Raw genomic sequence first — 12,744 nt, 5'->3', positions numbered from 1 at the left:
CAGGGCTACGGTCAGTGTGTGCTCCGGGTATTGCGTTCCTGCAACAGGCGAGAAGCTTCGACGTAGGCCTTCTGGAATGCCGGGGTTTCGATCCAGGCCACGGCGCTGTCTTCATCGTCGCCATGTACCGCGATGCGGTATTCGATCAGCAGGCCCATCAGGAAGTCGGTCGCCGGTTCTTCTTCCTCTTCCGAGATCACCAGTTCCAGTACCGGGTACTGCAGGAATACCGCGCACATGGTTTGCAGGTTGATGGCTTCGGCGCCTTTCATGACCTGGAACAGATCATCGTAATCGGCCGGGTCAAAGCCGTTGTCGAGAATGTCCTGGAAGTTGAACGTGCTGAGATCGATTTTCACATCATCGAACGGACTGTCGATCAGTGCGTCAGCCGAGGCTTTGGCCGGTTTGCCGACGCGGTTCTGTTTAGCTTTGGTTTTGGCCCGCTGCGCGTTCTTTTGCTGTTTTTTTGGCGATGACATGAATGTGTGTCCTTTGCAGGCTGAGGAGAGGATTGAACCCTATCTCTTTGCAATCGCCAAGAGAGGTGGCGCCACCGGGTATAAATCACGGCCAAAAAAAAACCCGCACTAGGCGGGTTTTTCGTTGTTTTGATGTTGTGTAAACACCACATCAAAACTGAATGTGGTGCCCAGAGACGGAATCGAACCGCCGACACGGGGATTTTCAATCCCCTGCTCTACCGACTGAGCTATCTGGGCAACGGGGCGCATTAGAAGCCTTTTTCGATAACTCGTCAAACACTTTTTTGAAAAATATTTAATTATTACCGTCGCTTACAGACCAAACCCTTTAAATCCGGGGTTTATTCGGTCGGCGGAACGTAGCCTTCAGCTTGTGCGTATTCTTCGCCGCTGAAGAACTTGTCCATTTCGCCCTGCAAATATTTTCGATCTTCAGCGTTCATCATGTTCAAGCGCTTTTCGTTGATCAGCAAAGTCTGGTGTTTTTGCCAGTCAGCCCAGGCCTTGGCCGAAACGTGCTCGAAAATGTCCTGGCCTTTGGTGCCCGGAAACGGAGCGCGTTCAAGGGCAGGCAGTTCTTCTTTGTACTTGCGGCAGATGATGGTGCGGGTCATGACGACTCTCCAGCGTTCAATAGGTCGGCTGCGCGTTTGAGCAGCTTCTTGACCGGGGCGGCAAGGCCCAGGCGCGGCGGGGTGGCGAGGTTATACCAGAGCCAGTCGGGCTCGGCCACGTGATGGCCGCACGAATTGACGTGGATCAGCCAAGGTTCGATGGCCAGTTGGAAATGGCTAAAGGTATGGGTCAGGCCTGGCAATTCGTGTTGCGCGCCCAGGGTCAGCGAGTGTTGTAGCGCCAGATGCTCGATGTCTTGCAGGTCATCCAGCTCGGGCAGGCTCCACAGTCCGCCCCACAAACCGGTCGAAGGGCGACGGTAAAGCAGGATAGCGCCCTCGGCGTTAGCCAGCATCGGCATTAACGTGCGTTTTTGCGGGATGGTTTTGCGCGGTTTGGGGATCGGGTAACGCGTCTCCAGGCCCAGCAGGTGGGCTTCACAGCCGCTTTCGAGCGGGCACAGCAGGCAGCTGGGCTTGCTGCGTGTGCAGAGCGTGGCGCCCATGTCCATCATTGCCTGGGTGTAGGCGTTGACCCGGTCATGGGGGGTGAAGCGCTCAGCGGTGGCCCATAGCTGTTTGGCGACCTTGGGTTCGCCGGGGTAGCCCTCTTGCGCGGTATAGCGCGCCAGCACCCGTTTGACGTTGCCGTCGAGGATCGGTGCGCGCAGGCCCATGCTCAGGCTCGCAATCGCCCCGGCTGTGGATAAACCGATGCCGGGCAGCTCGACCAGTTTTTCGACATCACGGGGGAATTCGCCGTCATGTTCGGCGACGACGATTTTGGCGGTTTTTTGCAAATTGCGTGCACGGGTGTAGTAGCCGAGGCCGGTCCACAGGTGCAGCACTTCGTCTTCCGGTGCCGCAGCCAGGGCTTCGACCGTTGGCAGCGAGGCCATGAATCGGTCGAAGTAGTTCAGCACAGTGCTGACCTGGGTTTGCTGCAACATGATTTCCGAGACCCACACCCGGTACGGGGTGATGCCCTGTTGCCAGGGCAGGTCGTGGCGGCCGTGGCGGTCATACCAGTCCAGAACCGCCGTTGAAAATTGCTCGTCTCTCATCGGTTGAACAGCCCCTTGAGAGCGTTTTTGAGCTCAGGGCTGACTTTGTCGCCGAGTTTCTCTTCAAGTTTGTCGCTGAGCTTGTTGCCCGCCACTTTGGCGGCCACCTTGCCCAGGCCCTCTTTATCCAGGCGGCAGGCCTTGGCGCCAAGCTCCAGCGGGCCACGGCAACGCAATGGCAGCTCGATGCCGACAAAGTTCTTGCCGACTTGGCACGCCGGGTCCGGCATGGCGCGGGTATCGCCTTCGATGGTGATACCAATGCGGTAGTCCATGCCCAGTACGCGCAGGTCGATGTCGCCATCGCCTTTTACGCTCAGGCCGGGCATGCGCACGATCATGTCGGGGTTGCTGGCCACGCCGTTACGAAACACCAGGCTGCCCTTGAGCTCCTTGAAGGGAGTGTCCTTGGCCAGCGGGGCGCCGCTCAGGGTTTTGCGATTGAGGGTGGAGATGCCCTTGCACAACTGCTGTTCGAGGTTGGCATTGAGCAGCACGCCGTTGCTGAGGGCAAAGTTGGCGGTGCCGTTGAGGCTGGAAATCAGCGCGCGCTGGCTATTGCCGCTGCCCGTGACGTTGCTGTTGAGAGTCAGCAGGCCGGTAACGGGCGGTTTTTGACCTTGGCTTTGCAGGATTTTTTCGACTGGAACATTGGTGATGCGGGTCTGCAGCTTGGCCAGTGGCAGCATGGGCCGCACGTCCAGGCTGCCGTTGGCCGCAAAGTTACCTTTGTAGAGGTTGCCGCTCAGGTTTTCGAGGGTGAGCAAGCCATCTTTGCTGTTGGCCTTGAGCGCAGCATTCTGGATCGGCAGTTGGGTCAGGGTCAGTTGACCAAAGCTGATATCGGCATTCAGGTCGAGCGCCTTGAGGCGGGTAACAGGAATGATCTTGGTCGTGCTCCAGCCGCTTTTGGTCGGTGCATTGGGCAGTGGAGTGTCACCCGATGCGGCCAGTGCGTCGGCTTCGCTGCCTTGTACTTCGGCCTGGCGAGCGGCACTGGCGCCGTTGGCTTCGGCTGATTTAGGCGGCAGGTAGCGATCAGCGTTGAACGTGTCGCCTTTAAGCTGGACACGCACGGCCTGTTTGGCGAAGTCCTCAATGGCAATGCGCCCGGTAAAGGTGCTGTCGTCGACTTTCAGGTTGAGGTCGTCAAAGGTCAGGCTGGTCGGTGTGCCAGACAGGCGGCTGACCAGTTCGACTTTGCTCAGGCTCTCGGGTGCCATTGCAGGCAGCGGGTGGCCGATGCTGTCGAGAAATCTGGCCAGATCGAGCTGGGCAATCGATACGCCGCCGCTGATTTGCGCGGTGGTGTCCAGGTTATTGACCTTGAGTTCACCCAGGGCCCGCAGCTGGTTGGCGGAAATCTTCAAACTGCTCCATTCGGCGACGTTGGCAGCCAGATCAACCAGAATTTGCCCCTGCGCCGCGAAAGTCATGGTTTTGCCTTGCAGCGGCTCACCCGAGGCTTCGCCCGTGACTTTCATGTCTTCAAGCTGATAGCGCTTGAGCACTCGGTCAAAACGCAGTTTGCCGTCGACTTCGGTTTTGACCCGCATCACGGGCTGGTTGGTGCCCAGAAAGGCGGTCAGTTTGACCGGGATGCTGGTGGCTTCGTGAACCGGGCCGGTGCTCAGCTGGATACTTTCGGCGCTGAATTGCTTGCCGCTTTGCTCGTCGTTGTACTCAACCCGCGCATTGTTCACGGTCAGGCTGTCGATATCGAGCTTGAGCGGTTGGCTGACGCTGTCCGGTTTGCTGGTCGGTGCTGGCTCGGTGCTGGCGGTCGTCGCGGTGTCGGATGCTGGCTTGCCGATGTCCTGCCAGTTGCCGTGACCGTCCTTGTCGCGAGTGAGGCGCAGGTTCAGGCCTTCGACACGAACATCGCTCATTTGCACTTCTTTGCGCAGCAGCGGCAGTACGCGCACGGACAGACCGAGCATTTGCAGGTCGGCAAAAGGCTGGGTCGGCGCTGCGAGGGTTGCGACGCTGGCGTCGTGCAGCTCCAGGCCTAGCCAGGGAAAGAGGCTCCAGCCGATGTCGCCATTGAGGGTCAGCTCAATGTGGGCTTTGTCACGGGCTATCTGGCGGATCTCGTCTTTATAGTCGTTGGGATCGAACAGATGGCTCAGGGCGAAACCCAGGGCCACGATGATCAGCAACAATCCGAGAAGCACCAGACCCAGGATTTTGCCGAACGCTTTCATGGGCGAGTCCTTGTAAGTCTGAGTGAAGGGGAGTTTTAAATTTAGCCGCAGAGTATAGCGCCACGCGCAGGCGGACTGGGGTTGGATAGTTACGGATCAATTTGCTTCTTTTAGACCGTATCAGCTTGGGCATTCGTCTGCGTTCAGATGGTAATCTGCGCGTGGTTTTCCGACCTTCTGCGACGTATTGTCGCGCATGAACTTGGCCCGACAAAAATGACTGTGTGCCGCAAGGCGCCAAAGTCGGGGGTTGAGCGCGTCCGGGAACCTCTTCATTACCTGGGGGAAACATCTATGAGTACCAGCAGCGTTGCGGGCAGTCTTGCCTCACAACCGGCGTTCCTGTCCAAGGAGCGCATCATTGCCAAACCCGGCTTCAATCGTTGGCTGGTCCCGCCAGCCGCATTGGCCATTCACCTGTGCATCGGCATGGCCTATGGCTTCTCGGTGTTTTGGTTGCCGCTGTCCAAAGCCTTGGGCGTGACGGCGCCTGTGGCTTGCGCACCGGACATGAGCTTTATCGCGCAAGTGTTTTCATCGCAATGCGATTGGCCGATCTCGATGCTCGGCTGGATCTATACCCTGTTTTTTATCTTCCTCGGTTGCTCGGCAGCGGTGTGGGGCGGCTGGCTTGAGCATGCCGGGCCGCGCAAGGCCGGTGTGGTGTCGGCACTGTGCTGGTGTGGCGGTTTGCTGATTTCCGCGTTGGGCATTTATACCCACCAGATCTGGCTGATGTGGTTGGGCTCGGGGGTTATCGGCGGTATCGGGCTGGGCTTGGGCTATATCTCGCCGGTGTCGACGTTGATCAAGTGGTTCCCGGACAAACGCGGCATGGCCACGGGCATGGCGATCATGGGCTTTGGTGGTGGTGCAATGGTCGGCGCACCGCTGGCTGCAGCACTGATGAACCATTTTGCCGGGCCGGACGGCGTGGGCGTGTGGCAGAGCTTTGTGGCGATGGCGGCGATTTACTTCGTGTTCATGATCGGCGGCGCGTTGTCGTACCGCGTGCCACCGACCGGCTGGAAGCCTGAGGGCTGGACTGCTCCGGCGAAAAAAGCTGCGAACGCGATGATCACCCAACGCCACGTGCACGTGAGTGTGGCCTGGAAAACCCCGCAGTTTGCGCTGGTGTGGCTGGTGCTGTGCCTTAACGTATCGGCCGGTATCGGCATTCTGGGCATGGCGTCGCCATTGTTGCAGGAAGTGTTTGCGGGCAAGTTGCTGGGCAATGACCTGACATTCAGCCAGCTGGATGCAGCGCAATTGGCGCAAATTGCGGCGATTGCAGCGGGCTTTACCGGACTGTTGAGCCTGTTCAACATTGGCGGGCGATTCTTCTGGGCGTCGTTCTCGGACTACCTGGGACGTAAAAATACCTACTTCGTGTTTTTCGCGTTGGGCTTTGCGTTGTACGCGATGATTCCGAACCTTGGTCATCTGGGCAACGTGTCCCTGTTCGTGGCGGCGTTCTGCATCATCTTGTCGATGTACGGCGGCGGCTTTGCCACGGTACCCGCCTATCTGGCAGACCTGTTCGGTACCCAGATGGTCGGTGCGATTCATGGTCGTTTGCTGACGGCCTGGGCGGCTGCGGGCGTGCTGGGGCCGGTGCTGGTCAACTACTTGCGCGAGTATCAGCTGAGCATCGGGGTTGAACGTGCGGCGGCCTACGACATCACCTTGTACATCCTCGCAGGGCTGCTGGTGCTGGGCTTTATCTGCAACTTGCTGGTGCGTCCGGTGGCCGACAAGTACTTCATGACCGATGCCGAACTGGCGGCCGAACAGGCGCTGGGCCATGACAAGGGCGCGGACGCAAGCACTTCGCTGGAGTGGAAAGCTGCGCCAGGCAGCCAGCCACTGGTTATCGCGGCCTGGCTGGCCGTGGGTATTCCATTGCTGTGGGGCGTGTGGGTGACGGTGCAGAAGACGGCGGTGTTGTTTCATTGATCCAGAGGGCGCCACGTCCTGTGGCGCCCTTGTAGCCGCTGCCGAAGGCTGCGATCGAGCCCGCAGGGCTCGCGTTTGCAAGCTTGCAGGAAGGCCCTTCGGGCCTTATCGCAGCCTTCGGCAGCGGCTACAAAATCCGCAGTAGCCTTCACTCCGTCAGCCACATCACCCTTAATGTTTCTGTTTGCCAGACCCGTGCCTATAATGGTCACCTTTTTCGCCCAATGATTTTGCGGAGCTGGTGATGGCCGAACGTAAGGCGTCAGTCGAGCGCGATACTCTGGAAACCCAGATTAAAGCCTCGATCAACTTGGATGGTACCGGTAAGGCCCGATTTGATATCGGTGTTCCTTTTCTTGAGCACATGCTCGACCAGATCGCCCGACATGGGTTGATCGACCTGGACATCGAGTGCAAAGGCGACCTGCATATCGACGATCACCATACCGTCGAGGATGTTGGCATTACCTTGGGTAAAGCCTTCAGCCAGGCTGTCGGCGATAAAAAAGGCATGACCCGTTACGGTCACGCCTACGTCCCGCTGGATGAAGCGCTGTCGCGTGTGGTTATCGACTTTTCCGGTCGTCCAGGCCTGCAAATGCATGTGCCTTACACCCGCGCCACGGTAGGCGGCTTTGACGTTGACCTGTTCCAGGAGTTCTTCCAGGGTTTCGTCAACCACGCCAACGTCAGCCTGCACATCGACAACCTGCGCGGCACCAACACCCACCACCAGATCGAAACCGTGTTCAAGGCTTTTGGCCGCGCGTTGCGTATGGCGGTTGCGCTGGATGAGCGTATGGCCGGGCAAATGCCATCGACCAAGGGCGTGCTCTGATGCAGACAGTGGCGGTAATCGATTACGGCATGGGTAACCTGCACTCGGTAGCCAAGGCGCTGGAGCACGTGGGCGCCGGTCGGGTGCTGATTACCAGCGACGCCAACGTGATTCGCGAAGCAGATCGCGTGGTGTTTCCGGGTGTGGGCGCGATTCGCGACTGCATGGCGGAAATCCGTCGACTGGGTTTCGACTCGCTGGTGCGTGAAGTCAGCCAGGACCGTCCGTTCCTCGGTATCTGCGTGGGCATGCAAGCCTTGCTCGACAGCAGTGAAGAGAACGGTGGCGTTGATTGCATCGGCCTGTTCCCCGGCGCCGTCAAGTTCTTCGGCAAGGATCTGCATGAAGACGGCGAGCACCTCAAGGTGCCGCACATGGGCTGGAACGAGGTGCAGCAAAAAGTCGATCATCCGCTGTGGCACGGCATCCCCGACCTTGCGCGTTTCTACTTTGTACACAGCTACTACATTGCGGCGGGCAATCCTCGCCAGGTGGTGGGGGGCGGGCATTACGGCGTCGATTTTGCCGCAGCGCTGGCCGAGGGCTCGCGCTTCGCGGTGCAGTTCCACCCGGAAAAAAGCCATACCCACGGCTTGCAGTTGCTGGAAAACTTCGTGGCCTGGGATGGTCGCTGGTAATGGCGCCTCGCAAGAAGCCGCCGATTCTCACGCTCACCCCCGAGCAAGAGAACGAAGCCAACAGCAAGATCAAACGCTTTATGGAAGACCGCTTCGAACTGGACCTGGGTTCATTCGAAGCGGCTGAAATCCTTGAGCTGTTCACCCGCGAAATCGCGCCGCATTACTACAATCGCGCGATTTTCGATGTGCAGACGCACCTCAAAGAGAGGTTCGAGAGCATCGAAAGCGACTTGTGGGCGCTCGAGAAGAACTGATTTCCGAGTCTCAGACTCCCGAATTTGAAGGTTTGCCATATGCTGATTATTCCCGCTATCGATCTTAAAGACGGTGCTTGTGTACGTCTGCGCCAAGGCCGTATGGAAGACTCCACGGTGTTCTCCGATGACCCGGTGAGCATGGCTGCCAAATGGGTAGAGGGCGGTTGCCGCCGTCTGCATCTGGTCGACCTGAACGGCGCCTTTGAAGGCCAGCCGGTCAACGGCGAAGTGGTTACGGCGATTGCCAAGCTGTACCCGCATCTGCCGATCCAGATCGGCGGCGGTATTCGCTCGCTGGAAACCATCGAGCATTACGTCAAGGCGGGCGTTAGCTACGTGATTCTGGGCACCAAAGCGGTGAAGAACCCCGAGTTCGTGGCTGAGGCGTGCCGTGCATTCCCCGGCAAGATCATTGTCGGCATGGACGCCAAAGACGGTTTCGTCGCCACCGACGGCTGGGCTGAAGTCAGCACCGTACAGGTCATCGACCTGGCCAAGCGTTTTGAAGCAGACGGCGTGTCGGCCATCGTTTATACCGACATCGCCAAAGACGGCATGATGCAGGGCTGCAACGTGAGCTACACCGCTGCGCTGGCCGCTGCGACCAGCATCCCGGTGATCGCTTCGGGCGGCATCCACAATCTGGGTGATATCAAAGCCCTGATGGACGCCAAGGCTCCGGGCATCGTGGGCGCCATCACCGGCCGTGCAATCTATGAAGGCACGCTGGATGTGGCCGAGGCGCAAGCCTTCTGCGACAGCTACAAGGCCTGAGGAGAGACCCATGGCGCTGGCCAAACGCATCATCCCTTGCCTGGACGTGGATAACGGCCGGGTTGTAAAGGGCGTCAAATTCGAGAACATTCGCGATGCTGGCGACCCGGTAGAAATCGCCCGTCGCTACGACGAGCAGGGTGCTGACGAGATTACCTTTCTCGACATCACTGCCAGCGTCGATGGCCGCGACACCACGTTGCATACCGTCGAGCGCATGGCCAGCCAGGTGTTTATCCCGCTGACCGTGGGCGGTGGCGTGCGCTGCATCCAGGACATCCGCAACCTGCTCAATGCTGGTGCGGACAAAGTCTCGATCAATACTGCAGCGGTGTTTAACCCGGAGTTTGTGGGTGAAGCGGCGCAGCATTTTGGTTCGCAGTGCATCGTGGTGGCGATTGATGCGAAAAAAGTCTCACAGCCGGGCGAGACCCCGCGTTGGGAAATCTTCACTCATGGCGGGCGCAAGCCTACCGGGCTCGATGCAGTCGAGTGGGCGATGAAGATGGAAGGTCTGGGGGCTGGCGAGATTTTGCTGACCAGCATGGACCAGGACGGCATGAAGAATGGTTTCGACCTGGGCGTGACCCGTGCCATCAGCGATGCGCTGGGCATTCCGGTGATTGCCTCGGGGGGTGTTGGCAACTTGCAGCATCTGGCCGACGGCATTATCGAAGGTCACGCCAGTGCGGTACTGGCGGCGAGTATTTTCCACTTTGGCGAATACACCGTGCCAGAGGCCAAGGCGTACATGGCTGAGCGCGGGATCGTGGTCCGTTAAGGCCAAAGGCTACTGGACAGCATGGCGTGCCCACGGCACTCTTGAGCACGCCATGGATTTAGGTCGCCTGTCATGTTTAAACGCTTTTTGCTCGTTCTCGCCGGTTCCACTCTGTGGCTGGCGAGTACCGCTTCTGCGGTTGATGCATCGCATTCATCGATAGTGTTGCTGACTGAAAACTTCCCGCCTTACAACATGGCCAAAAACGGCAAAAATTTCGCGCAAAACGAAAATATTGAAGGTATCGCCGTCGATATCCTGCGCGAAACCTTTAAACGTGCCGACATCCCCTACAGCATGACCTTGCGTTTCCCTTGGGAGCGTATCTATCACCTTGCCCTCGAAAACCCCGGCTACGGCGTGTTTGTCACAGCTCGCGTGCCCGAGCGTGAAACGCTGTTCAAGTGGGTCGGGCCGATTGGCCCGGATGACTGGGTGTTGCTGGCTCGAGGGGATAGCCCGATTACCCTGACCTCGCTGGAGCAGGCCCGCCAATACCGGGTGGGAGCTTACAAAGGCGACGCTATTGCCTTGTCCCTGGAAAAGCAGGGGCTGGCGCCGGTGATTGTGTTGCGCGATCAGGACAACGCCCGCAAGTTGCAGGCTGGGCAAATCGACTTGTGGGCCACGGGTGCTCCCGCGGGGCAGTTTTTGGCGCGTCAGGTGGGAATTTCCGGGTTCAAGACGGTGTTGCGTTTTAATCAGGCCGAACTGTTTTTGGCGTTGAACAAGGATGTACCGGACGAGGTGGTGAACAAGTTGCAGAAGGCACTGGACCAGTTAAAGGCTGAGGGTGTGGTCGAGAAGATCCGTGCGAAGTATCTGTAAAAAACGCACTAAAACCCTGTAGCAGCTGCCGAAGGAACGAGGCTGCGTTCGGGTGCGCAGCGCCCGTAAATGCTGAATCCGAGATTTATGTGAGCCACCGCAGTGCTTGGTTTTGCGGCTGCTGCGCAACCGAACGCAGACTCGTTCCTTCGGCAGCTGCTACGAAATTGACGTACAGCGCAGCAGTCAGCGGTAAACCCCATCCTTCCCATGCCCGGCCATTGCCTTGTTGCTGCGCACGCCGATCATTTGTTTGATATCAATCCAGTCGATGCCCTGGGCCTTGAGCTTTGGCAACTCGCGCTCCAGCACCGCCAGAGTCTGTGGGTAGGGATGGCCGATCATTACGGCTGAGCCTTGTTTGTGCGCCAGCTTGATCGCGGTTTCCAGTTGTTTGGTGATCGCCTGCTCGGTGCGCACGTCATCGAGAAACACATCGCGTGAGACGCTGGCCAGGCCGATCTTTTGCGCCTCGGCTGCGGCAACCGTCTGCGCGCTGGTGCGACTGTCGACAAAGAACTTGTGGCGCTGCTGCAAATTACCCATCAGCCAGGCCATCGCCTGCGGCTGGGATGTCATGCGGCTGCCCATATGGTTGTTGATACCACTGGTGTAGGGCACGGCCTTGAACGCGGCGTTGAGGCGCTTTTCAAGTTCCTCCATGGGCAAGTCCGGATGCCAGGCAAAAGGCCCGGTGGCCGGGTCCATCGGCATATGCAGGATGACGATTTTGCCTGCCTTGTGGGCTTCGCGAGCGAATTCGGCCGCGTGGGGCGTGTCGGGCATCACGGCGGTGGTGACCGGGCCGGGCAAGGCCAGCACGCGGCGGTCGCGTGGCAGGTTTTGCCCAAGGTCATCAATGATCAGGCTCAGATAAGCCTTGTGTGGCGTGGCGGGTGTGCCAGCCGGGGCCGCATGGGCGGCACCGGTCAGGCAGCAGAGCAGGGCGAAAGCCAGAGACAGACGCACCTCAGTTGCCGCGTGTGATGCTCAAGCCTTTAAGCAGGCTCAGGGCCTGGCTCAGCTGGAAGTCATCGTCCTGCGGCATGGGCTTGGCTTTAGGGTTGGAGCCGGTGGGTTTGTCAGCACCGCCATTGCCATTGCCCAGGTGACCTTGCAGGTCGGCTTCTTTGTAGTACTCGGTGTCTTGCTCGCGGGTGATCTTGGCGCGGCTGACTTCGATGTCCGGAACAATGCCCTGGGCCTGAATCGAGCGCCCGTTCGGGGTGAAGTACAACGCTGTGGTGATTTTCAGCGCACGGTCATTGTTCAGTGGCAGCACGGTTTGCACCGAGCCTTTACCGAAGCTGGTCGTGCCCATCACCACGCCGCGTTTTTGATCCTGCAGGGCACCGGCGACGATCTCGGACGCCGAAGCGCTGCCGCCGTTGATCAGCACCACCAAAGGTACGTTCTCGCTCAGGTCTTTGCCGGTTGCCGAGAAGCGCAGCTCGGAGTTGGCGATACGGCCCTTGGTGTAGACGATCAGGCCTTTGGTGATGAAGTGATCGACCACTTCTACCGCCGATTGCAGCACGCCACCCGGGTTGTTACGCAGGTCGAGGATGATGCCCTTGAGGCGCTTGTTGCCGTTTTCTCTGCGCAGTTTTGACAGTGCAGAGGCGACTTCTTCGCCGGTCTTGACCTGGAACTGGGTGATGCGGATATAGCCGTAGCCGTCTTCAAGCAACTGGGCCTTGACGCTTTTTACCTGAATATTGGCGCGGGTCAGGGTCACGTCAAACGGCGTGCCGCCATTGCGCACCAGGGTCAGGGTGATTTTTTGGCCGATCTTGCCGCGCATTTTATCCACGGCTTCGGTCATGCTCAGGCCACGGGTGGGCTGACCATTGATCTTGACGATAAAGTCGCCCGCCTGAATACCGGCCTTGCTCGCAGGGGTGTCGTCGATCGGTGAGACGATTTTGATATTGCCGTCTTCGGAACCGACCTCGATACCTAGCCCGCCAAACTCGCCGCTGGTGCTTTCCTGCAGCTCGGCGAAATCTTCGGGGCCCAGGTACGCGGAGTGCGGATCGAGGTTGCTGAGCATGCCTTTGATGGCATTCTCGAGCAGGGTTTTATCGTCTACGGGTTCAACATACGCAGCCTTGATCCGGTCCATGACCTCGGCAAATGTGCGCAGCTCTTCCAGGGGCAGCGGAGCCTTGGTACTGGCTGCGGCACCTGCTGGCTGAATGCTCGGCTCGGCAGCAAATGCCATCGGCGAGCCGATCACCAGAGCGATCGTCAGGGCCAGCGAGTTGAGGCGGGACAAATGCGGCATGTTGAGCGAACTCCT

General features: G+C 58.9%; 13 protein-coding genes and 1 tRNA gene. 7 read left to right on the top strand and 7 right to left on the bottom strand.

Features of this window, described 5'->3' with window-relative positions; translation table 11 throughout:
• Positions 1–11 precede the first annotated feature (11 nt).
• The 5 genes from N7D90_RS23160 to N7D90_RS23140 form a co-directional block, all read right to left on the bottom strand.
• The gene (locus N7D90_RS23160; protein ID WP_261740153.1) at positions 12–482 is read right to left on the bottom strand and encodes a hypothetical protein; all 471 of its coding nucleotides are present in this window, start codon (positions 480–482) and stop codon (positions 12–14) included.
• Positions 483–646: 164 nt separating this feature from the next.
• Positions 647–722: transfer RNA gene (locus N7D90_RS23155), tRNA-Phe, on the bottom strand.
• A 104-nt stretch (positions 723–826) separates the two neighbouring features.
• The gene (locus N7D90_RS23150; protein ID WP_261740152.1) at positions 827–1,099 is read right to left on the bottom strand and encodes an oxidative damage protection protein; all 273 of its coding nucleotides are present in this window, start codon (positions 1,097–1,099) and stop codon (positions 827–829) included.
• Positions 1,096–2,163: an A/G-specific adenine glycosylase gene (gene mutY, locus N7D90_RS23145; protein ID WP_261740151.1), complete on the bottom strand. Its 1,068-nt coding sequence runs from the start codon at positions 2,161–2,163 to the stop codon at positions 1,096–1,098. Before mutY ends, N7D90_RS23150 begins: the two co-directional genes overlap by 4 nt.
• Positions 2,160–4,367, bottom strand: a complete 2,208-nt coding sequence (locus tag N7D90_RS23140; protein ID WP_261740150.1) for an AsmA family protein — start codon at positions 4,365–4,367, stop codon at positions 2,160–2,162. The genes mutY and N7D90_RS23140 overlap by 4 nt, the downstream gene beginning before the upstream one ends.
• Before the next feature lie 294 nt (positions 4,368–4,661).
• Here N7D90_RS23140 and N7D90_RS23135 point away from each other — a divergent pair, with 294 nt between their 5' ends.
• From N7D90_RS23135 to N7D90_RS23105, 7 genes are all read left to right on the top strand, one after another.
• The gene (locus N7D90_RS23135) at positions 4,662–6,323 is read left to right on the top strand and encodes an OFA family MFS transporter (protein ID WP_261740149.1); all 1,662 of its coding nucleotides are present in this window, start codon (positions 4,662–4,664) and stop codon (positions 6,321–6,323) included.
• Between the two features lie 244 nt (positions 6,324–6,567).
• Positions 6,568–7,161 carry an imidazoleglycerol-phosphate dehydratase HisB gene (gene hisB / locus N7D90_RS23130; RefSeq protein ID WP_003438561.1) on the top strand — a complete coding sequence of 198 codons (594 nt, stop codon included), beginning with the start codon at positions 6,568–6,570 and terminating at the stop codon, positions 7,159–7,161.
• On the top strand, positions 7,161–7,799 hold the full coding sequence (gene hisH / locus N7D90_RS23125) for an imidazole glycerol phosphate synthase subunit HisH (RefSeq protein WP_261740148.1): 639 nt from the start codon (positions 7,161–7,163) through the stop codon (positions 7,797–7,799). Before hisB ends, hisH begins: the two co-directional genes overlap by 1 nt.
• Positions 7,799–8,056: a DUF2164 domain-containing protein gene (locus N7D90_RS23120; RefSeq protein ID WP_261740147.1), complete on the top strand. Its 258-nt coding sequence runs from the start codon at positions 7,799–7,801 to the stop codon at positions 8,054–8,056. The genes hisH and N7D90_RS23120 overlap by 1 nt, the downstream gene beginning before the upstream one ends.
• A gap of 39 nt (positions 8,057–8,095) precedes the next feature.
• Positions 8,096–8,833, top strand: a complete 738-nt coding sequence (hisA, locus tag N7D90_RS23115; protein ID WP_088378464.1) for a 1-(5-phosphoribosyl)-5-[(5-phosphoribosylamino)methylideneamino]imidazole-4-carboxamide isomerase — start codon at positions 8,096–8,098, stop codon at positions 8,831–8,833.
• 10 nt (positions 8,834–8,843) lie between these two features.
• Complete coding sequence (hisF, locus tag N7D90_RS23110) at positions 8,844–9,614, top strand: imidazole glycerol phosphate synthase subunit HisF (protein WP_261740146.1); 771 nt, start codon at positions 8,844–8,846, stop codon at positions 9,612–9,614.
• Between the two features lie 72 nt (positions 9,615–9,686).
• Positions 9,687–10,442 carry a substrate-binding periplasmic protein gene (locus N7D90_RS23105; RefSeq protein ID WP_261740145.1) on the top strand — a complete coding sequence of 252 codons (756 nt, stop codon included), beginning with the start codon at positions 9,687–9,689 and terminating at the stop codon, positions 10,440–10,442.
• A 186-nt stretch (positions 10,443–10,628) separates the two neighbouring features.
• Here the strand turns inward: N7D90_RS23105 and N7D90_RS23100 are convergent, their stop codons facing one another.
• Both N7D90_RS23100 and N7D90_RS23095 read right to left on the bottom strand, forming a co-directional pair.
• Entirely contained in the window at positions 10,629–11,411 is a 783-nt protein-coding gene (locus N7D90_RS23100) for a divergent polysaccharide deacetylase family protein (protein WP_261740144.1), read from the bottom strand.
• Between the two features lies 1 nt (position 11,412).
• The gene (locus tag N7D90_RS23095) at positions 11,413–12,729 is read right to left on the bottom strand and encodes a S41 family peptidase (protein ID WP_261740143.1); all 1,317 of its coding nucleotides are present in this window, start codon (positions 12,727–12,729) and stop codon (positions 11,413–11,415) included.
• Positions 12,730–12,744 lie beyond the last annotated feature (15 nt).

This window comes from Pseudomonas fragi (assembly GCF_025426255.1).
Lineage (GTDB): Bacteria > Pseudomonadota > Gammaproteobacteria > Pseudomonadales > Pseudomonadaceae > Aquipseudomonas > Aquipseudomonas kulmbachensis.
The sequence above is the reverse complement of the archived record's forward strand: the minus strand, read 5'-3'. Positions and strand labels throughout refer to the sequence as shown.